The following is a 21,266-nucleotide window of genomic DNA, read 5'->3' as shown; positions in this document are numbered from 1 at the left end:
TTCTCATCCCCTCTTTTTCCAGTCGAATACGGCAGTGCGAACTTTATAAATGAAAAGCAGGCGTATCGGCTCTTTTTAATCCCCCCTCTACTTCTGGTAGAATAGGGAAAATGCATAAAATTATCATTTATCCTACGAACTTGGAGGCTGGATATGGACGCAAATCAATTGGAACAGCTGAATACCTGGCATGAAAAAAACAAACATCAGAAGATTGTGGACGCGATTCTAAACCTTCCTGAAGAGGAACGGAACTATGACCTAATAGGACGCCTGGGCAGGGCTTATAACAACCTCGGCCAATATGAAGAGGCGCTGGAGCAGTTTGCCCGCACCGCCGAGGAAGGGAAAACAGACCCGGTATGGCATTACCGGGTAGGCTACGCCTATTTTTATATGAGCCGGTATGAAGAAGCGGCAGAGTCTTTCCGGATCTCAAATGAGCTGGAGCCGGACGAAGATACGCTGGAGCTGTTGAACTTAAGCCTGAGCCAGGCCGAACGGGAACGGCGCCAGGAACAAAAGGCCCGGGAAGCGAGGGAACGCGTGCTGCGGCGGCAGGCGGAAGGCGGCACTGCGGAGCCGTTTGCGGGGTTTGACCTGTCGGATTTTTGGGAAGACAGCACCTACGCCCGGGATCAGCACGTCGATGAACCGCTGACGGATGAATTGCTCGCCTCGGTCGAAGCGGAGCTTGGATATAAGCTGCCGGCGTCCTATATCGCTTTGATGAAAACGCAAAATGGAGGAATCCCCAAAAATACGAATTTCCCTACCGACGAGGCAACCTCGTGGTCCGAAGATCATATTGCAATCACAAGTATCTCCGGAATCGGCCGCCGTAAATCGTATTCGCTGTGCGGCGATATGGGCAGCCAGTTTATGATCGACGAGTGGGGATATCCTACGATTGGCGTGGTGATCTGCGACTGCCCGTCGGCAGGCCACGATCTGGTGATGCTGGATTACCGGCTGTGCGGCAAAGACGGAGAACCGCAGGTGGTTCACGTCGATCAGGAAGGCGGCTATGAAATTACGTTCCTGGCCGAGGATTTTGAGACCTTTATTCGCGGTCTGGTGAACGATGAACAATATGACACCTCGGCGGAGGACAAAGAAGAAGATTTGCGTAAGGTGGCGGAGGGCCAGTTCTCGCCGCTGCTGTCCGAACTGTGCGCTCAAGATACCGGAATTGACCGGCTGGAACAAAAAATTCGCAGCGTCTGCACGCAAATTGTTGAGGAGAAGGGGCATTTTTCCTTTCATGCGGACGAGCTGTCTTACCTGATGTACGATTTGCAGTTCTGGCTGTACACCCGCTTGTACCCTGATACGAACCGTGAGAAGTACCTGGAGGTATACCAGGATATCATCGCCTTTGGCAAAGATTTTGGGCAGGGCGGCTATGCCCCCGCCTGGATCACCGATTGGTTGGACAAGCGCAAGCGGGAAGGACGGATTATCCAGGGACTGCGCGGGCTGCAAATGACGGAGGAAGCGGCGGCCGGAATGATTGCGCGTTTAAATGAGGCGGCGGAGGGGCGCAGCGTATAAGCTTTACCCCCAATCCCGCCGGACAAAAGAGCGGATGCCTGCCGTCAGATAGAGGGCGAAGGTGAGCACCACGATTCCCGCGAAAGGCAGGGAATCCAACTGCGGAGACAGGTTAATGCCCTGAGGAAACATGGCGTAATAAGGCGGGGCAGCCGGGAACCAGGCGCCAAGTACGGATGTGAGGCCTGTAAGCACGATATTGGGCACAACCATGGAGAAGCTGAACAGCAGGGCCGCGCCAAAGGATTTTAACCGGGTGGCAAGATACAGCAGGAGCGCCGAAAGAGGAAAAACGCACAGCCACCCGCCTGCGGCTCCGTACAATACAGTTCGCCAAGGCAGGCTGCCTTCCACCTGTATAAACATGCCTGTGAGCAGATAAGCGGCGCAGAACAACAGCTGCAGCAGAGCGAGCAGCAGCAGCAGTGCGGCGAGTTTGGCGGCATACACCCGCTGGCGGGAGTAGGGCAGGGTCAACATGATTTTCCAGGCGTTATGTTTGTGCTCGCTGAAACAGAGGAATGCCGCAAACAGGCCGGCGAACAATGGCAGAAAAAACAGACCGTGAAAAGAAACGGCTTGGAAGTACAAGGTAAACCAGTTTGGAGCAAAAAAATCGGCTTGTCTTCTAACGCTGTCGGCGGCCAGCGCAAAACTTGCCCCCATGTCCATCAGCATAAGGAGAAGAACGACCGGCCATTTGATTTTGTGGAGCTCGGAACGGATTAGACGAATCATATAAGTCCCTCCTGATCAATAAAAATCACGTTTGTAATAAAGGACCGATCCAGCCCCCAGCAGGATCAGGCCGGTAATGGAAGCAAAGAGAATCAACCCGCCATAACCTGGAGTAAACGGGCTCGATAGGGAAGGGTAGGCCCAGGGCACAAAATAGATCCACAGGCTGCCGGATCGGCCGATAAACAAGCTGGAGATGGCACCAACCAAACCAACAGCCAGCGGAAAGGTTGGATTGCTGAAACGAACCGACAGATATAGTTGAATGCCCAAAACCGGCAGGCAGGAGAGCAGTCCCCCGAAAATTTGTTTGACCAGAAACAGGAAAGGCAGCGGCTGGGAGGTATAGAGCACCCATACGCCGCATACGCCGATAATGATCAGCAGCGCGGTAACCAGCATCAAAATCCCGACCCACAGAGCCTTGGCCAGATAAAGCCCGGGACGGCTGACCGGCATGGAGAACAGCAGCTTCCACCCTTCAGCCCGATGTTCCGTTTCAGCGATGAGGCTGGCCAGCAGGGATACGGTTAATAGCAGGGTAAAAGACAGGAACAGATACATGACATTAAATCCGGCGTAAACGCCCGCCTCACCTTGGCGGAAATAGAGATACCACTCCAGACAGGTGAACGATACCAGAATACTTGCGCTGATAAGCGGAATCCACAGACACAATTTCCTCAGCTTGTCATATTCCGCTCTAAACAATTTCCGCATCATAAACTCCCGCCCCTGCCGGTTAAATCGAGGAAGATATCCTCCAGTGACCGGACCTGTTCGCTGACATGGCGAAGCTCGACCGGCTGTAAAATGCGAAAGATATCCGCTTGGTTCAGCTGCTCATTCAAGGTGATCAGCAAAAGACGGTCTCTCCGCTCCACACTGGCTCCATGCCGAAGCAGCAGCCGGCAGGCTTCCTCCGGCTGATCGGTTTCCACGGCCAGCCGGGGCCGGCTTCTTCGTTCCAGCTCGGTGATCGCATCCTGGAAAATCAGTTTCCCCCCTTGAATGATCCCCACTCTATCGGATATGGCTTGGATCTCACTTAAGATATGACTAGACAGGAATACAGTGACTCCCTGCTCGCGGGAGAGCGCCAGCAGCAGATTCCGGATTTCCTGAATGCCCGCGGGGTCCAGACCGTTAATAGGTTCGTCCAGAATAAGCACCTCCGGCTTGCGGATAAGCGCCTGAGCAAGGGCGAGACGCTGCTTCATTCCTAGCGAGAAGCCTTTGACCGCCTGCTTGGCGTAGGGTGTCAGCCGTACGGTTTCCAGCGCTTCACCGATCCTCTGGTCGGGCAGATCGAGCAGATCGGCGAGAATTTTCAGATTTTTGTATGCGGATAAGTGACCATAGTAAGACGGGGACTCTACGAGAGATCCGACGCGGCGCAGGATGCGGTCCCGGTTATCCTCCAGCGGAAGCCCCAAAATGCGAATCTCCCCTTCATCAGGGCGCATCAGGCTGAGCAGCATCCGGATGGTCGTCGTTTTGCCTGCGCCGTTGGCCCCAAGGAAACCGTAGATCTGTCCCTTCGGAACACGCAACTCCAGATGATCGACCGAGGTGAACGAGCCGAAGCGGCGGGTCAACCCGCGGGTTTCGATACTGTATTCAGACATGCCAATAACCTCCTGTATTTGTCTATACAGGAGTTTAGGCGATAGATCTTATAATCCGGTAAATGAAAGTAAAAACGAAGTAAAATCGCAGAGGAATTCTTTGAATTACTTTTGCTGTTTGGGAAGCCGGATAATGATCCGTGTCCCGTCCCCCGGCCTGCTTTCGGCGCGGATTTGACCGCGGTGCAGCTCAATCAGCCGGCGGGCGATAGCCATCCCGAGCCCCGAGCCTCCGGCTGGCTGATCGGTAGCCGTCCCCCGGTAGTAACGTTGAAACAGCCGGTCCAAAGAGGCAGGGTCCATGCCCGGCCCGTTATCCGCAATCTGAATTTGTACAGCGTCCGAAAGCTCTTCGAGTGTGACTTGAACCGCCGTACCCGGCGGAGTATGCAGCACGGCGTTCATCAGCAAATTGAGCAGGGCGCGCTCCAGCAGTCTGGAGTCGATCTCCAGCAGACAGGCTGTGGTTCCGGGCTCATACGCAAATTCGTGTTCCTGCGCCTGAGGGGAATTAGCCGCATCAAGCACGATTTGCCGCAGCCAGTCGGTTATCCCGGCCGGGACAAAAACCGGCTGAAGCTCCCCGCTGTCCGATTGGAAGGACAGGTTGAGATCGTCGATCAGCTGCCGGATGTGCGCCGTTTTTTCCCCGATTGTTGAGCCGAACCGGCGGAGCTCCTCCGGGGTCCACTCATATTCAGCGGAAATCATTGCCGCATAACCTTGAACATAAGAGAGCGGGGTTTTCAAATCGTGAGAGATCCCCGCAAGCCATTCCTCCCGCTCAGTCTCAAGGCGCTGGCGTTCCGCCTCGTTCTGTCCAAGCTGTTCTGCAAGACGTTCCAGCTGGGAGATTAATTCGGTGTACAGGAAGTTTGCCATCCGGTAGGAAAGGGTGCCTTTCCGGCTCCAAAATCCGCCCGGCGTCTCCTGATACTGTCCCCGGGACAGCGCCTGCATCCGGTTTATCAACTGAACAGCGGGTCCGCCGACCAGCCAGACGAACACGGCCAAATAAAAAAGGGCAAGTCCGCTTAGAGTCCCGATCCGCAGGGTTTCCGCAGGCAGCTCCTGCAGCGGGGACAACTGCCTCAGCAAGAAAATCGCAACAATCACCGCGGCATAGCTAAGAACGAGCGCTGCCAGCAAGACGAGCAGCACCACAGTCAGGCGGGCTCCCATTTTCAGCAGCAGTCTCATCGTATTTCACGCCCCGGAGCGTGCGGTATGAACTTGTAGCCGAGACCCCTCACATTTACGATGTACTTTGGACTTGAGCTGTCCGGTTCGATTTTGCGGCGGATTTTGGAGATATGCATGACCACCGTTTTGTCGTCCCCCATCTGCAGCTGCCCCCACACCTGTTCATACAACTGGGCGGTGGTGAATATACGGTTCGGGTGCTCAGCGAAGAACAGCAGCAGTTCGTACTCAATTGCCGTGAATTCGGTCCGCGTGCCGCCGCAGGTTACTTCGCAGCTGGTTTTGTTAATTTGAAAATCCGCAAAGACAAGCCGTTCTGAATGCGGCCCGGGCGCATACATGCGCTGGTGCCGCAGTTGAACCTTTACGCGGGCGACGACCTCCAGCGGGTCAAACGGCTTGGTTATATAATCGTCGCCGCCGGTCGCAAATCCGACAAGCTTGTCGTAAGAAGAAGTTTTGGCGGTCAGAAAGAGAATCGGGACATCTGTTGTTTTTCGCAGCTCCGCACAGAATTCAAAGCCGCTGGTATCCGGCAGCATCACATCCAGAATGATCAGCTTCGGCTCAAAGGTCCGAACCGCCTCAAGCGCCTGCCGTCCGCTTCCCGCCTTAATGATGTTTGTAAATCCTTCTTTGTTTAGAACAAGCTCAAGCATCTCCAGAATTCCGGTTTCATCGTCCACTAGCAAAATGGGCACGTTCATAAAGCTTCCCTCCCGCCATTTATCATATCACAGAACCGCTCCGTTACATGCCGTCTTTACTTGGAATGGGGATTGACAACAAGGAAAAGGGAAGTATAATCAAGCGTAGAATGAATGTTCATTCTTTGCTTATGGAGGCGAAAAAAATGGTTTACCGGACTTCGAAGGAAACCCAGGAGCGCAAAGATGCCAAGCGGCAGCACATCCTGGATACGGCGGCGGCTGTATTTGCCGCAAGAGGGTATCATCATACCGCAGTGAAGGATATTGTCGAAGCGGCGGGGGTATCGGTTGGAAGCTTTTATTTTTATTTCAAGGGGAAAGAGGAATTATTCGGGGAACTGTATGTCAGCGTGGTCGACACGTTCAGGGAAACGGGAAACCGGGTGCTGGAGCTTCAGCGGTACGGACTTGCACAGAATATGACTCGTGTGATTACAGCGAACCTGTGGATGTACCAGCACAACCGCGAGCTGGCCAAACTGATGCTGATTGAGGCTGTGGGTTTAAACCCCGATTTCGAGAAAAGACGGTCGGAAAGCTTAAAGGAATCGTTCCGGAACATGGAAAAATGGTTTGAAATGTTTAAGGAAAAAAATCCGGTTCACATTCCTGATGTGCGTGTGGCTGCACTTGCCTTTGAGGGATCGTTCACCTATGTGATCACCGATTGGCTGGAACGTGATGCCGCCGGTCCGCTTACTGACTCCGCATACGGACTAACCGTATATAATCTCCAGGCGCTGCGGATTCCTTTTGAGGACGAGCAAGTCCGGGCCTATATCGGGGAAGTGCTGCAGGAATTAAATACCGGCGCGCCGGCAGAGAAAGAGAGAGAGAAAAAGCAAGAGAAACTGACAGAAGACGGGGAAGAAGGGGCCTAAGTGAAACCATCGTTTGGAAAAGATTTAACGGCTGGCAGCGTGCCAAAGCAATTGGCCGGATTTGCGCTCCCGATTTTGCTCGGCAACATTTTGTCCACAGGCTACAGCATTATCAACGCCATTTGGGTAGGCAGGCTGTTGGGCAAGGACGCGGTAGGGGCTGTTGCAGTCAGCTTCCCGATTTTCCTCGGGCTTGTGGCGCTGTGCTCGGGTGCGACGCTGGCCACCTCCATTTTAATTTCCAAAGCCTATGGAGAGGGGGAACCGTCCAAAATTCAACGAATCGTAAACAATTCGTGGTCCATAGCCGTGATTTTAATCGTTCTGGTAACAGCGGGCGGCCTGCTTGCCTCTAAGCCCCTGCTGCGTATGCTTGGAACGCCTGATGAGTTAATGCCGCTGGCAACGGGTTATCTGAATTTAACGATTGCCGGTTTCGCGGGGCTGTATCTGTCTCATCTGATCGCGGCTATTCTTAGGGGGATCGGCGATACTATGATCCCGCTGATTTTTATTATTTTATCCACGGTGATTAATGCGCTGCTTGATCCGCTGCTGATTGCCGGTATCGGCCCGCTGCCCAAGCTTGGGTTAAACGGTGCCGCGGCTGCCTCAATTTTCTCTTCCGCCGTCGCCGTGGTGCTCGGCATGCTCTATATGCTGCGGAAATACGCCAAGCAGCCGCTTCATCCAAGACGCTTCATTCTGGAAAAAAGCATCGGCACCGATATACTCAAAATCGGCTTGCCCTCTTTCGCTCAGCAAATGCTCATCTCCTTGGGCTACGCGTTTATTACTGTGTTCGTCAACCGGTTCGGCTCGGCGTCCATTGCCGCCTTCGGGGTTGCCAGCCGGATCGACTCGCTTGCCGCCATGCCCGGAGTGGCCATGATGATGGCGGCCTCGAATCTGACTGCCCAAAATCTGGGCGCAGGCAAACAGGAGCGCGTGAAGCAGATTTTTAAATGGGGACTTGTGCTTAACGCCCCGCTCATGCTGATTCTGTCAGTTTTGTGTATGGCGTTTCCCGCGGCAATCATGGGGATTTTTGTGAGTGAACCGGAAGTGATTCAAACGGGAATTGGATATTTGCGTATGGTGGGAGCAGGCTATCTGTTTTTTATTGTGCTGTATGTGTCCAACGGGGTAATCAACGGCGCAGGCCGGACGATATCTACCATGCTGATTACCTTTATATCTCTGTGTATTGTGAGAATCCCCCTCGCCGCGTGGTTGTCCCGTACCGGGCTGGAGATTCAAGGAATATGGCTGTCGATTGTAATCAGCATGGGGGTATCGGCCGCAGCCAGCCTGCTGTATTACTCATCCGGCAAATGGCTTGGCGGGGTGAAACAGCCGGCTGCCCAAAGCCCGGTTTCCGCGGAGTAAGTGGGGGGATGTGCTAAAAATGGATAGAGATTAGCAGAAATAAGGCAAACGTTTGAACTACCGGCTGTTTTGATTACTATGCAAAAGACCTGCGTATTCATGCACTGCTTCACCCGGCCGATATAGGTAATATAGCTTAGCTATGGACACCAATAACGGAGGGGTACGGATGAAGCATTATTTATTGTCGCCATTGACGCGTCTACTATCAAGAATGAAATACGGGCAGAAATTTCTGCTGCTCAGCATCCTGTTTCTGATTCCCCTCGCCTTTCTGTTAACCCTATGGCTCCGCGACATGAACGGCGAGATGGCGGAGACTCAAAAAGAACGCGTAGGTGTAGAATATATACGGAATGTGATGCCGCTTGTGCTCCAGGTTCAACAGCACCGGGGTTTGGCAAACGGCCTGTTAAACGGGGATCAGTCGTCCGAGGCCAAGTTGAAGGAAATCGAACAGCAAATCGCTTCCTCTTTATCGGCTGTGGAGAGCTTTCGTGAATCTCATGAAGCATTAAACGGTACGGCGGAGGCGTGGAAGGCGCTGCGGCAGGAATGGGAGACACTGCAGAAGGAAATGCGTTCACTTGCTCCGGCGGACAGCTTTAAGAAGCACAGCGCGCTGATCGAGAAGATGACGGAATTTATCACCCTTGCTGCGGACGAAACCGGTCTTACGCTGGATTCCCACATCGATACGAACTACCTCATCGACGCCATGACCGGTCGGCTGCCGGCCGTGATCGAGTCGACCGCTTATTCCAGAGGTATGGGAAACGGCATTTTGACCCGGAAGAAACTGGCCGCCGACGAGAAAGTGGAGCTGATGCTGAGCCAGAACGAGATTGAAAATCATCTTACCGCTCTCCGCAAATCGCTGACAGCCGCTTCCGGCTATAATTCCACGCTGGCAGAGGGGATAGATGCACCGGGCCAGGAAGCAACGGGGGCGATCGAAACCTACCTGGGCGTACTGGACAGCGGGCTTATCAGCGCCGGTTCATTGACTATGCAGCCTGGACAGCTTTTTGCGGAAGGGACGCGCACAATCGACAAAGCAAACGGATTGTTTGAGGCGGTGTCCGGTGAGCTGGAACGCCTCTTGGAGGAGCGTGCCGATGCGCTTGCAGCGGAACGGCTTTCCCTGATGCTGGTCCTCGGTGTGGCATTGCTGCTGGTCGCGGGTATATTTGTGGGGTTCTATATCAACGTTGTTCATACACTCCGGCAGCTGCAGCGGGAAGCGGAGCGGATCGCGTCCGGCGACTTGAGCCGTGAAGTGGAGCTGGACACCAAAGACGAACTTAGTCTGATTGGGTCCTCATTCAACATGATCCAGCAGTCGCTAAACGATCTGCTCCGGCGCAATCAGATCATCTCGGAGCAACTGGCCGCCTCATCGCAGCAGCTGAGCGCGGTATCCATCGAATCCTCGCAGGCAATGCGGCAGATTGCCGATGCGGTGGGCGGGATTGCTGAAGGCGCCGAGCAGCAGCAGTCGGTGGCAGCGGAGAACAGCGTCGCGCTTCAGGAAATGGCGGAGGGCGTCGGACGAATTGCCGAGGCCTCCTCGGATGTTGCTGCGGTGTCCTCTGCGGCGAATGCAAGCGCCGGAGCGGGCGCCGGCAAGCTAGGCGCGGCTGTGGAGCAGATGCGCCGGATTCAAAGCTCGGTTTCCCTGTCCGGCGAAACGGTGCGTACGCTCGGGGAACACTCGCAGCGGATCGACGAGTTAACCGCCATCATTCTCGATATTTCATCGCAGACCCAACTGCTCTCTCTGAACGCCAACATTGAAGCTGCTCGGGCAGGGGAACACGGGAGAGGATTCGCTGTTGTTGCCTCCGAGGTGGCAAAGCTTGCGGAGCAGTCCAAGCAGTCGGTGGAGCGGATTACCGGTGTGGTGGCCAATATCCGCTCCATGGTGGATCAGACCCGTCAGGCGATGGACCGGACGAGCGCTGACGCCAAGCAGGGGCTGTCGATGATTGGCCAGGCGGATGAAGAGATCGGGCGGATGAAAGATGCAATCCAGCAGGTTGCCGGGCAAATTGAAGAAGTGTCGGCGGCAGCACAGCAGCTTGCGGCCGGAACGGAGCAGGTGTCCGCGGCATTTGCCGAATCGGCGGTGATTTCCCGCAAAGCGGCAGAGGAAGCCATGTCCATGGCTGCGGCCACCCAGCAGCAGCTGGCCTCGATTGAGGAAGTGCAGTTCTCGGCTGAGTCGCTGAGCGGAAGCGCCGTCAAGCTGCAGGAGGAGCTTGGACGGTTCACACTGGCAGATTCGGACCCGGCGGCGTAAATATAGAGGCGGACAGGAGGCGGACAGAGCGTAAAGACTCTGCCCGCTTTTTTGTTATGCAGCGGCGAAAAAAAACACTGGAATACGCAGGCTTTGTTTTCCGTATCCGGCCGCGTTTGGTAGAATAGGGAAAACAAAAGTCTTTGGCATCATCTATCCCATCAACCGGAGGATTCCTATGGACGCAAAACTCATCGAACAGCTGGACCAATGGCACAAGGAATATGAGCACGGCCGGATTATGGACGCCATTCTTGAAATCCCCGAGCCGGAGCGGAATTACGGGCTGACAGTGCGTCTCGCCAGAGCGTATAATTACCTGTTCCGGGACAAAGAAGCGCTGGAGCTGCTGACACGAGTGGCTGAAGAAGGAGCGGCAGATCCGATGTGGCATTACAATGTTGGTTTCGCAAATTTTAACTTAAACCGGTACGAGGAAGCGGCGGAAGCATTCCGGATTTCGAACGAACTGGAGCCGGACAACGAGGACACGCAGAAGCGGTTGAATCTGAGCCTTAGCCAAGCGGAACGGGCGCGGCGCCAGGAGCGAAAAGCGGCGGAGGGACGGGAACGCGTCCTGCGCAGGCAGGCGGAAAATCCTGCGGCTGAACCGTTTACAGACATGGACTTGACGGACTTTTGGAACAATGATGAGTATGCGCGGAAAGAGCATATCGATGAGCCGCTTACCGAGGAACTGCTTGCCTCCGTGGAAGAAGAGCTGGGTTATAAGCTCCCTGCCTCCTATATCGCTTTAATGCGGACCCAGAACGGAGGCGTACCCCGCAGTACGCTGTTTCCTGCAGACGAGGACATTTATGCGGTATGCAGTATTGCCGGAATCGGGCGGAGTAAATCCTACTCCCTCTGCGGCGAGCTTGGCAGCCGGTTTATGATCGAGGAGTGGGGGTACCCCGATATCGGCGTCGTCATTTGCGATTGCCCTTCGGGAGGGCATGACTTGGTGATGCTGGATTACAGGCTGTGCGGCCCGGAAGGAGAGCCTCAGGTGATTCATGTAAACCAGGGGGGCGGTTTTGAAATTACGTTTTTGGCCGAAGACTTTGAGACGTTTATACGCGGGCTGGTGAACGCGGAGGAATTCGACAACTCCGAGGAGGAAAAACAGGATGCTCTGCGCAAAGTAGCTGAAGGCGAATTTTCACCTCTCTTGTCCCAGCTCGTTGCCGGGGGAGCCGAAGTCGACCGGCTGGAGGAAAAAATCCGCAGCGTATGCACGCAAATCGTCCGGGAAAAGGGACATTTTTCTTTTCATGCCGACGAACTCTCTTACCTGATGTACGATTTGCAGTTCTGGCTGTATACCCGCGCCTTTCCGGATACGAGCAGCGATCAATATCTGGACGTCTACAGACACATTATCGTGCTGGGCAGCGAGTTTGGACAAAGCGGTTATGGGCCGGGTTTTGTCAGCGGGTGGCTGAAGCAGCGGCTGGAAGAAGGGCGGATTGTGCAGGGGCCTCTCGGGCTCCGGTTTACGGAGGCTGCGGCCGCGGATTTGGTCGAGCGGTTGAATACGGCAGCGGATTTGTAGACAACAGCGTGCGCGGACTTCATTGCGTTTGAGCTTTATTATATTCCCTAAAAAAGCCTGCAGGCTGAGGAGGACTCCCCATCTGCAGGCTTTTCACATATTGCTGTTACGTATTCATGACGGCGTATACCTCGCTCAGCACTTCATGCGGCGGCGCACCTTTCAGGTTTTTGGAAATCACCCGTTTGTTTTTGAAGGTGAACTGGTTGCACAGCTCCGTCGCCAGCGCTTTTTCGCCGGTAAAAATCATCTCGCCCCACTGCTTCTGCCGGCAAAACCGTTCGATCACTGGCACCAGCCGCTGCATCCAGCGCTGCCGGTTGACATCCATGCGCAGCTCGAACCGCTCCCGCCGGGTGCTTCCCGTGGACGTCCGGTCGCTGCCGGCATTGTCGATATATTCACGCCAGTTCTCGGTCTGCACGTCCCATTCAAATTGATACTGCTGGTTGATCTCGCCAAGGACGGTATCCATCACCGTCACCGAATCGGCGCCAACCTGTATAATGCCCGCAGCCGGGTACCGGGTGATGATTTCCTTCATTTCATCCAGCATCGGTTCACTTTCCCAATAAAAAGAGTTCGGCAGCGAGGCCTGGATTTTCTCAAAAATAAACAATTTGCCGGATGAGCCGGCCACGGCGAACAGCCCGCGTTTCATGTCGGTCCGGTGGTTCTCCGCTTCTTTTTCCACCCTGGCCTGCAGCTGCTCCAGCAGCTTTAGACTGTGTTCGTCCTCTCCCGCTTTGGCGTATTCGATCAATCGTTTGAAACCGTTCTTCAAATGGAGCGTCCACTCGGGTTTGGGTCCGGTATTGCTTGCGGTGTTCAAATAAACGGTCAGGAAACGTTCCGACGGTTCGGGTTTGTACGCCAGCAGCTGGTTCCACTTTTCGATGCGTTTCATAAATAATCAAATCACTCCTTGCAAAAGACGGATTTGTTATTATTACCACACACAGCGGCGGTGAATCCTTTATTTGTAAATTTCTTCGGAGAATTCGAGGTTTTCCGCCGCAAACGCCTTGCGGTACAGGAGGCCGACAAGCAGCGCAACCAGTGTCAGTCCGGCGGCGAACAGGTACAGATTTACGATGCCCATTACCTCGGCAAGCCAGGCCATTCCAACCAGCGATACACAAAAAATCAAGTTGAGCAGCGCATTCTGCGCGGCCAGCACTTTCGGCAGCAGTTCCTTGTCCACACTCCGCTGAATCAGCGTGCGGCGGGTGACGATGGACAGCTCGGCAAATGGACCCATCAGCAGCACAAGCACCAGCGCCAGATAAGGCTCCGTGGTCAGCGCGTACACCGCCGTCAGCAGACCGTATCCGGCCATGCCGGTCAGCATCGCGGGCAGATAACGGCTGCCGATAACCCGGACGAGGGCCAGCACCAGAATGCCTCCGCCGACAGTTCCCGCAAAATAGACTGCGTTGATGAATCCCCACCATTCTTCTCCCTGGCCGAGCGCCGTCTGGACAAAAGCAAGTGTAAACGCTCCTACCCAAACGGAGCCTCCAAGCATATCGATGCCGTCGATAAACGTCAGCACGCGCAGCTGGGGCCGGCTCCAGACCAGGCTCCAGCCTTCGGTCAGCCGTTTCCAGCGGGGAGCGGCGTCAGGGGCATCAGCGGCATCCGGCTCGCCGGATGGCGGGGATGCTGCTGCATGGGCGCTGCGCGGTTCTTTGACGCCCAGCGTAAACAGCGCGGCGCCGCCGTACATCAGCGCAGCAAGCAGCAGCGTGTTGCCCGCGCCCAGGAAGGCGACAAGCATACCGCTCAGCCCCCAGCCGGCGAACTGCACGACCTGGTCGCTGACAGAGACCAGACCGTTGGCGCGGAGCAGGCCCTGCTCGCTGGCGACAAGCCGGGGCACCAAGGCGTTGCGGACGGGAACGGTCCAGCCGTCCAGGAAGGACATGATGAAGACCAGCGCGAACACAATATAAAAGGAGGCTTCCTGCTGCGTCACAGACAGATAGGCTGACAGCAATACGAACAGCAAAAACTGGCCGGCCTGCGAGATCAGCAGCAGCGACGGGAGCCGAAAGCGCGTCAGCATCAAAGGCGCCAGGAATCCGCTGATCATCTGGGCGCCGCTGCGCAGCAGCGGAACCAGCACAGCCGAGATCAGGGAATCCGTACGGTCCAGCACCAGCACGGTAAGCGCCATGGTGTACAGGACGTCGGCGGCGTTGGCTACAGTCTGGGTCGACCATAAGTAATAAAACGGTTTGGACAGCGAAGCTTTCATGGGACGGGTTCACCCTTTACTCTCACGTTATCGGCCGATGAGCGGCCATGAGCACAACAATAAGCGATTCCGCAGCATTTTACAATGGATCGCGGACGCCGGGTGCAAGCGCCTCACGGTAGCGGCTTATGCCGGAGTCCGCGCTTTCCGGGCGGCAGCTTATGCCGGGAATCCGCCGCTGGAGAGCTGATTTGCCGGAAGCGGTGCCCGATGCTGGAGACCCGGATTTGCCGGAAGCGGCGACTGATGCCAGCCGGTCCGGGCGGGACGGGCCAACCCGGGAAACGGGCGGGCGCTGGGGCGGACCGAAACCAAAGCCTGTGGTCCGGGAAGCAAGGCGCTGCACCCCGGCGTTTTTTGCATAAAGCAGGGTGCGGGAATTAATTCCGAAGCATCTCTAAAGCGGCGCTTTCTTTTGGTATAATGGGGCTACCGTACCCGCTTTAATGATAATCAAGCGATCTACTCAGAAAGCAGGTGGACTGATGACGATGCTCCGCATCGCCCGGCTTGTGCCGAGAACCGAGGTAGAAGGACCCGGTCTGCGTTATGCGCTGTGGGTGCAGGGCTGCCCGATCCGCTGCGAGGGCTGCTTCAATCCCCATACCTGGGATATGGAAGGCGGCCGCTTGATCGAAGTGGAAGAACTTATACAACATATTGAACATACCCGGAGACATACTCCGGAGCTGGAGGGCGTAACTTTTTTGGGCGGCGAACCCTTCAGTCAGGCCGGGGCACTGGCAGAGGCGGCGGAAAAGGTGAGGGGGCAGGGCCTGTCCGTTGTCACGTTTTCGGGCTACGATTACGATACGCTCCGCGCCTCTAGCCATCCCGGCTGGAAGCGGCTGCTTGCGGCAACCGACCTGCTGATCGACGGCCCCTATGTGAAGGAGCGGCATGACCTCAGCAGGCCATGGACCGGCTCCTCCAATCAGCAGTACCGGTTTTTGACGGCAGTCTACCGCCATCTGGAGCCGTCCCTGCAGACGATCCCGAACAAACTGGAGATTCGGCTGCATCCGGACGGTACGATTACGGCAAACGGAATGGCAGGGGCATTGGACCTGGAAATGCTGGAACGGCTGGGTTATACACGAGAGGAGGGCTAGGAGTTGAGCATTGAAATCGTATTGATTCCTTTGGCAATCGCTGTCACCAAGCAGGTGGCCGAGGCGGTCTCCGTACACCGGGAGAAGCTGCAGGCCCGTCATGTCATTCTGGAGACGCGGATGAAAGACGAGGTGCTGCTGCGGGAAGCGCTGGAAGAATGGAGCTGCTCGTTCCGGCAGGTGGAGCACACCGACTCTCTGGAGTCGCTGGAGTGGAGCATGGCGAATGAAGTTACTTTTTTGCAGCAGGAGAATGGCTCTTATTCATTGGTACTGCCGCAGGGAGCCGATGTAACGGCTTATACGGAATGGGTGGATAACGTAGAGACCTCGTACACTAAACATCTTCAGCAAAAGGTCTACCGGAACCTGATTGAACAAGCCCGGGAGCAGGGCATGGTGATGGAGAAAGAAGAAGTGCTGGAGGATCAGTCCATACAAATTACTTATGTGTTAAACCGGTAGAGGAGGTCAAGTCGGGTGTTCAGAACGTACACGAATCGCGGCAGAACCTGGGAGCTGGCCAACAGCTGGTGGGTGGTGCTCACTTGGGTTCCCCTTTCCCTGGCGAGTTTTATCGCTTTTTTCTATATAGGAAGTAAGGTGAAAAACAGACGGTGGACGGCCTGGGGGTTTTTTTACCTGATAACGACCTGGGGACTCGTCGCCCTGACCGACAGTCTGTCTCCCGGTGTGCTTGCAGGAGGAGCGCTCGGGGTGTGGATTATGGCGATCGTTCACGCAAGCAAGGTCCGTCCCTTGTACCTCATCCAGCTGGATGTAATTACACACGGTGAAAAAGAACGCCTGTCCCGGCTGCGGCAAGAAGCGGAAGCCAGGTTCCATGGAGGCGCCGCTCCCGGGATGCAGCCGCCGCAGCGCCGGCAGGACCCAATGTTCTCGCCCGGACTTGGAGCGGACGAGGCGCCGTTTGCCGGCCCTTTAGCGGGCGGACCAGCTCCGGCCGCCGTGTGGCCTCCGCCGCCGGGGGCGCAGGCGGCACCATCACCGCAGCCGCCAATGGCGCCGCCTGCGGCACCATCGCAGCAGACTTCAGCTGCACCGCAGGCTGCGCCGTTTCAGCAACCGCCGCAGAGTGCACCGTTTCAGCAGCCATCACAGTCTGCATCGTTTCAGCAGCAGCCGATCAGCCATCCCATCGACCTGAACACGGCTTCAGAAGCTGAGATGGCTGCCGTTCCCGGCATCGGGATTATTTTGGCGAAACGGATTGCAATCAAGCGGCAGGAGGCAGGAGCGTTCCGTTCGTTTGAGGAATTCGCCATACAGATGGGGTTGAATGAGCAGGCCGCGGGCGTACTGCGGACGCAGGTGAGCTTCTCGCAGCCTGAGCCGCAGCCTGAGCCAAAGCCGGGGACGCCCCGGAGCGGCAGAGTTATCGATTACTAATAAGTAAGGGAAAGGACAGGATAGCCATATGACCGCAGCCGATAACCGCAACCGGATTCATACCGTACTTGCCAATTTGCTTAAGGCGCGCTTTCCCTATCTCTACATCCAGACTTGGGAGGAAGACCGGGCGCTGGCCGTCATCCGGTCCGTCGCCCAGGATGCGGAGCTGATCAAGACGACACGTGAAGTGCTGACGTGGAGAATGACGACCGGCATCATGGACGGCACAGGGCAGGCTGTCGGCGACAGCAAGACGCCAATCAAGGCGCTGGAATGGATTGAGAAATACGATAAACCGTGCATTGTGGTCATTCAGGATTTTCATGTCTATTTCGGCGGACAAACCCGGCAGCCGGATCACACCGTCGTCCGGAAGCTTCGTGACATGCTGACGAATATCAAGCAGAGCCGCAATCCAATCAACGTTATTTTTACATCGCCGCACTTAATTTTACCGGATGATCTGCAGAAGGATATTACGATCGTGGACTTTGATCTGCCGACCTTCGAAGAAATCGTAACGGTGCTGGATGAGATGATCGACATCAACCGGCAGGCTGGCCGGATTCAGATCGACTTGACCAAAGAGGAGAAGGAACGGCTGGCCAAGGCGGCGCTTGGGCTTACGCTTTCCGAAGCCGAAAATGCGTTTGCCCGGGCGATGGTGCAGAACGGCAGACTGGACATTCAGGACCTTGAGGTCATTCTCGAAGAGAAAGAACAGATCATCAAAAAAGCCGGCATTCTGGAATTTATCCGCAGCGATTTGCGGATGGCGGATGTCGGGGGACTGGAGAACTTAAAGCGCTGGCTGACCAAACGCAACAAGGCCTGGCTGGAATCGGCCCGTAAATATGGACTGCCCGCACCCAAAGGTGTGCTGATTACTGGCGTTCCCGGCTGCGGCAAAAGCCTGATCGCCAAATCGATCAGCTCCACCTGGCAGCTGCCTTTGCTGCGGCTGGATATGGGCAAAATTTTCAGCGGCGTCGTAGGCAGCAGCGAAGAGAACATGCGCAAAGCGATCCAGACGGCGGAGGCAATTTCACCTTCCGTCTTGTGGATTGATGAGATTGAAAAAGGATTCAGCAGCGCGGCGATTCACGGTGACAGCGGCATTTCGCTCCGGATTTTCGGCCAATTCCTGACCTGGCTTCAGGAGAAGACCAAGCCGGTATTTGTAATTGCGACCGCCAACAATATCTCCGGGCTGCCGCCGGAGCTGATCCGCAAAGGGCGTTTTGATGAAATCTTTTTTGTCGACCTGCCGACGCTGAGAGAACGCCGGGAAATTTTGCGGGTACATATCGCACGGCGTCTGACCGAACCTGAAGTCATCGGCGATTTCGAGCTTACAGAAGAGGTGCTGGACAATCTGGCCGGAAGATGCGAGGGATTCGTCGGCGCGGAAATCGAGCAGCTGGTCATTGACGCGCTGTTTGAAGCGTACGCGTCGGACCGTTCCATCCAGCTGGAGGACTTCGAACGGGCCATAGCCAATACCGTTCCGCTCTCCGTCACCCAGGCGGAGCAAATCCGCGCCATCCGGGAATGGGCCAATGTCCGGGCGGTAGCGGCAACGCCGCAGGAAGACCGGAAGGAATACCGCCAGGAGGCATCCGTGCCGGGAATCGGCAGCGTAACCCCGGTCAGCTCCGGCCAAGGCGACGAGGTATGGGCGAACCGCGGAGGCAGAGCGATTGATTTTTAGCGTGGCATACACGGACGTTCAGATGGAACGCTCAGACGGATTGCGGGGCGGGGAACTGGCGGTTAATTTAATCGGGTATCGGATGCCCCGCGGCTTCCAAACGCGAATAAGGGCAACCGAGGGCGAACATGGACAAAGCGAGGGCGAATAAGTGAGCAAGCGCAAATAAGGGCGAACAAGGAGGATGGAGCATGGAGGAAAAAATCCAGATCCGCATCTACCCGGACGGCCGGATCGAAGCGGAGACCTTGGGCATCAAAGGAGAACGGTGCACCGACATGATTCCGGTGCTGGAGTCGCTGCTGAATGCGGAAGCCGTCCAGGCGGAGTACACTGAGGAGTTCTATGAGACGGCGGTTGAAACCGTGGAACTGCGGGAACAGCAGAACATAATTAAACGGGGGTAGATTGCTGAAACCGGGGAATTCCGAGGGAGCCCCTGTAGTCATAAAATGACGCAGGACCGCCCTTTTAATACGGGTTTTGGCTGACCTAAGCGTAAAACACGTTCCTGCGACGGCTGTTTCATGGGGCTGTTTTGTACGAAAAATCGTACAAAACAGAGCCGGTAAGCGGTTCGGGGGAGCGATTTAGACCAGATCTGTTGGCAGCGGGCGGTCTGGCGCACTACCGGAAACGGTTTGATGAACCACAGGAAACGGCCGACGCACCACCGGAAACGGTTGGGCGCACCACCGGAAACGAGTGGCCAGCCCGCCATTAACTGATAAAAAAGGCAACCTGAAAGATGTGAAAAACCGGGTGAGCAAGGGGTTCCTTGCCAACCCGGTTTATTGTGTTTCGCACAGTAACTGTCTGCTTCCCAATAAACGCAATAAACGCACTTATGGGGCAACCCGCTTCTGCGCTGTTCTGCCTATTCCGCAATCTGCCCTGTACGGCCGAGCGCTTTTGCGCGGGCAGCCGCTTTGTCCAGGATTGAAAGCAGCGCTTCATTTTGTACAGGCTTCGTCATATACTCGTCGATTCCGCTTCTTCTGCACGCTTCGGGTTCATCCTGCAGGGAATTTGCCGTCAAAGCGACAATGAACGGCGCCTGGTCAGGGGATAAAGCGCGTTTGATCTCCAGCGAAGCCTGCAGCCCGTCCAGCACCGGCATACGAATGTCCATAAAGATCAGGTCGTAGGGATGCAGAAGCGAGGATTCCACCGCAGCTTGGCCGTTGCTTACGACGGTGACCTTATTCCCCAGCTTTTCCAGCCGCCGCTTCAAAATCAGCTGATTGATCTCGTTGTCTTCCGCTATCAGGATGTTCAGAGCGCCGAGAGACGTGATTTCGGCCGCCTCCATGCTGCCAGAGCCGGGTAGTGTATCAGATCCGGATATTGTATCCGCCGTTTCCAGTTCAATGCTGAACAAAAAAGAGGTGCCGGGCCCCTCATTGGACCGGACGGAAATTTCCCCGCCCATCAGCTCCACCAGTTTCTTGACGATGGCGAGGCCTAGGCCGGTGCCTTCCCTGCGGCGGGTTAACCCGTTATCCACCTGATAGAACGGCTGGAACAGCTGAATCCGGGCCTCTTCCGGAATGCCGATCCCTGTGTCTTGTACCGAAAAATGCAGACCGATGCGGCCCTGCCGTTTTTCCCCGGCGTTTACTGTCACGGTAATGGAGCCCGCCTCGGTGAATTTAACCGCATTGCCGACCAGGTTCAGCAGCACTTGTCTGATCCGGCTGCTGTCACCAACCAGCGATTCAGGGACTGCGGCATCCACGTGAACGTGGATATCCAGGTTTTTGTTCAGGATAGGGACCAGCAGCACATCCAGCGTTTCGGCGATGCAATCCCGAATTCGGAAAGGTTCCTTCAGCGGTTCTACCCGGCCGGATTCGATTTTGGAGAAGTCAAGAATATCGTTAACAATTTTAAGCAGGCCCTTGCCGCTTTGTTCGATGATTTGGACATATTCGGCCTGCTCATCGTTCAGCGGCGTGTCCAACAGCAGCTCCGTCATGCCTAGTACACCGTTCATTGGCGTCCGGATCTCGTGATTCATCATGGCGATAAATTCGTTTTTTGCCTGGTTCGTTGCCTCCGCGGCTTCCTTGGCGATTAGCAGCTCTTTTTGCTCGGCAAGCAGCTGCTGCTGTACGGATAGAGAGGGAAACGGGACCTCCCGTCCCTGAGCGCTGCGGTAAAGACTGGAGACCACCAGCTCCTCATCCGTCATCATGTACTCATGATTCCGCAGCAGCGAGAGCTGCAGGGAAGCGGAGATGTTTCTGGCCCCGTAGGCACAGACCGATAAGATGCCGTTGTCGATTACGCAGCAATCCGCGGTACGCTCGAAGCCTTCTATTTTGGCAGGAATATCGTCTTGTTCCGCCCACTCTACATGCGCCCAGGTCCGCATGGAGTCCCCCCGCTCCAGATAAGGCTGCAGAATCGCCTTAAAATGCTGTGCTATGCTGTGATAATGAAAATCCCCGTATAAACGGTAAAATTCATAGCTGTCTATATAATGCACCGATTCCAGCTGTTCCGCGGTCAGCAGCGTCTCCAGCTTCAGCAGCAGTCTGCGGTACCAGATTTCGCTGTCGATGAACAAAATCTGATGTCCGTGATGAACGCCGGTGGTCACATATGCTGCCGCGTTATCGAAATAACGATCAGCATTCTCATAGAAATAGACAATATGTCCCCCACTGGCAACGGAGGTTAGCGGCGTAATTGGGATCGGTTGTTCTCTCATTCTCACAAGCTCCTTGGGACCGTTAGATTCCGCCAAATCCTTTCCTGCGGCAGCAATCCGGATTATTTGGCGTAAATGCATGAAATAATTCTTT

19 protein-coding genes are annotated in these 21,266 nt (G+C 55.5%); 11 read left to right on the top strand and 8 right to left on the bottom strand.

The genetic code is table 11. The features are described 5' to 3' along the window. Nucleotides 1–153: 153 nt before the first annotated feature. Entirely contained in the window at nucleotides 154–1,554 is a 1,401-nt protein-coding gene (locus ACE6ED_RS14080; RefSeq protein WP_410827805.1) for an SMI1/KNR4 family protein, read from the top strand. Nucleotides 1,555–1,557: 3 nt separating this feature from the next. On the opposite strand, the gene ACE6ED_RS14075 is transcribed toward ACE6ED_RS14080, so the two are convergent. The 5 genes from ACE6ED_RS14075 to ACE6ED_RS14055 form a co-directional block, all read right to left on the bottom strand. Continuing rightward, a complete protein-coding gene (locus ACE6ED_RS14075; RefSeq protein ID WP_410827804.1) occupies nucleotides 1,558–2,292 on the bottom strand; it encodes an ABC transporter permease in 735 nt (244 codons plus the stop codon). 15 nt (nucleotides 2,293–2,307) lie between these two features. After that, entirely contained in the window at nucleotides 2,308–3,015 is a 708-nt protein-coding gene (locus ACE6ED_RS14070; RefSeq protein ID WP_410827803.1) for an ABC transporter permease, read from the bottom strand. Then, a complete protein-coding gene (locus ACE6ED_RS14065) occupies nucleotides 3,012–3,920 on the bottom strand; it encodes an ABC transporter ATP-binding protein (protein WP_410827802.1) in 909 nt (302 codons plus the stop codon). Before ACE6ED_RS14065 ends, ACE6ED_RS14070 begins: the two co-directional genes overlap by 4 nt. Nucleotides 3,921–4,025: 105 nt before the next feature. After that, nucleotides 4,026–5,120 (bottom strand): sensor histidine kinase, encoded by a 1,095-nt coding sequence (locus ACE6ED_RS14060; protein ID WP_410827801.1) that lies wholly within the window; start codon nucleotides 5,118–5,120, stop codon nucleotides 4,026–4,028. Beyond that, on the bottom strand, nucleotides 5,117–5,830 hold the full coding sequence (locus tag ACE6ED_RS14055) for a response regulator (protein WP_410827800.1): 714 nt from the start codon (nucleotides 5,828–5,830) through the stop codon (nucleotides 5,117–5,119). The genes ACE6ED_RS14060 and ACE6ED_RS14055 overlap by 4 nt, the downstream gene beginning before the upstream one ends. Before the next feature lie 146 nt (nucleotides 5,831–5,976). On the opposite strand from ACE6ED_RS14055, the gene ACE6ED_RS14050 reads away from it, so the two are divergent. From ACE6ED_RS14050 to ACE6ED_RS14035, 4 genes are all read left to right on the top strand, one after another. Continuing rightward, the gene (locus ACE6ED_RS14050; protein WP_410827799.1) at nucleotides 5,977–6,714 is read left to right on the top strand and encodes a TetR/AcrR family transcriptional regulator; all 738 of its coding nucleotides are present in this window, start codon (nucleotides 5,977–5,979) and stop codon (nucleotides 6,712–6,714) included. After that, nucleotides 6,715–8,103, top strand: coding sequence for an MATE family efflux transporter (locus ACE6ED_RS14045; protein WP_410827798.1), 1,389 nt, complete (start codon nucleotides 6,715–6,717; stop codon nucleotides 8,101–8,103). A gap of 169 nt (nucleotides 8,104–8,272) precedes the next feature. Next, complete coding sequence (locus tag ACE6ED_RS14040) at nucleotides 8,273–10,405, top strand: methyl-accepting chemotaxis protein (protein WP_410827797.1); 2,133 nt, start codon at nucleotides 8,273–8,275, stop codon at nucleotides 10,403–10,405. 178 nt (nucleotides 10,406–10,583) lie between these two features. After that, nucleotides 10,584–11,960 (top strand): SMI1/KNR4 family protein, encoded by a 1,377-nt coding sequence (locus ACE6ED_RS14035; RefSeq protein ID WP_410827796.1) that lies wholly within the window; start codon nucleotides 10,584–10,586, stop codon nucleotides 11,958–11,960. A 106-nt stretch (nucleotides 11,961–12,066) separates the two neighbouring features. On the opposite strand, the gene ACE6ED_RS14030 is transcribed toward ACE6ED_RS14035, so the two are convergent. Then, on the bottom strand, nucleotides 12,067–12,867 hold the full coding sequence (locus tag ACE6ED_RS14030) for a VLRF1 family aeRF1-type release factor (protein ID WP_410827795.1): 801 nt from the start codon (nucleotides 12,865–12,867) through the stop codon (nucleotides 12,067–12,069). Nucleotides 12,868–12,936: 69 nt separating this feature from the next. After that, on the bottom strand, nucleotides 12,937–14,220 hold the full coding sequence (locus tag ACE6ED_RS14025) for an MFS transporter (protein WP_410827794.1): 1,284 nt from the start codon (nucleotides 14,218–14,220) through the stop codon (nucleotides 12,937–12,939). A 161-nt stretch (nucleotides 14,221–14,381) separates the two neighbouring features. Here ACE6ED_RS14025 and ACE6ED_RS14020 point away from each other — a divergent pair, with 161 nt between their 5' ends. The 6 genes from ACE6ED_RS14020 (at nucleotide 14,382) to ACE6ED_RS13995 (ending at nucleotide 18,863) form a co-directional block, all read left to right on the top strand. Next, nucleotides 14,382–14,585, top strand: a complete 204-nt coding sequence (locus tag ACE6ED_RS14020) for a hypothetical protein (RefSeq protein ID WP_410827793.1) — start codon at nucleotides 14,382–14,384, stop codon at nucleotides 14,583–14,585. Nucleotides 14,586–14,705: 120 nt separating this feature from the next. Beyond that, entirely contained in the window at nucleotides 14,706–15,332 is a 627-nt protein-coding gene (locus tag ACE6ED_RS14015) for a 4Fe-4S single cluster domain-containing protein (RefSeq protein ID WP_410827792.1), read from the top strand. A gap of 3 nt (nucleotides 15,333–15,335) precedes the next feature. Continuing rightward, the gene (locus ACE6ED_RS14010) at nucleotides 15,336–15,797 is read left to right on the top strand and encodes a hypothetical protein (RefSeq protein WP_410827791.1); all 462 of its coding nucleotides are present in this window, start codon (nucleotides 15,336–15,338) and stop codon (nucleotides 15,795–15,797) included. Nucleotides 15,798–15,812: 15 nt separating this feature from the next. Further along, nucleotides 15,813–16,742, top strand: coding sequence for a helix-hairpin-helix domain-containing protein (locus tag ACE6ED_RS14005; RefSeq protein WP_410827790.1), 930 nt, complete (start codon nucleotides 15,813–15,815; stop codon nucleotides 16,740–16,742). A gap of 28 nt (nucleotides 16,743–16,770) precedes the next feature. Next, nucleotides 16,771–18,456: an AAA family ATPase gene (locus ACE6ED_RS14000; protein WP_410827789.1), complete on the top strand. Its 1,686-nt coding sequence runs from the start codon at nucleotides 16,771–16,773 to the stop codon at nucleotides 18,454–18,456. A 191-nt stretch (nucleotides 18,457–18,647) separates the two neighbouring features. Then, a complete protein-coding gene (locus ACE6ED_RS13995) occupies nucleotides 18,648–18,863 on the top strand; it encodes a DUF2997 domain-containing protein (RefSeq protein ID WP_410827788.1) in 216 nt (71 codons plus the stop codon). Between the two features lie 470 nt (nucleotides 18,864–19,333). On the opposite strand, the gene ACE6ED_RS13990 is transcribed toward ACE6ED_RS13995, so the two are convergent. Further along, a complete protein-coding gene (locus ACE6ED_RS13990) occupies nucleotides 19,334–21,172 on the bottom strand; it encodes an ATP-binding protein (RefSeq protein WP_410827787.1) in 1,839 nt (612 codons plus the stop codon). Nucleotides 21,173–21,266: the final 94 nt, after the last annotated feature.

Origin of the sequence: Paenibacillus nanchangensis (genome assembly GCF_046543445.1) — a bacterium.
Taxonomy (GTDB): domain Bacteria; phylum Bacillota; class Bacilli; order Paenibacillales; family Paenibacillaceae; genus Paenibacillus_AQ; species Paenibacillus_AQ nanchangensis.
Note: the sequence above shows the minus strand (reverse complement) of the source record. Positions and strands in the feature narration are given on the sequence as shown.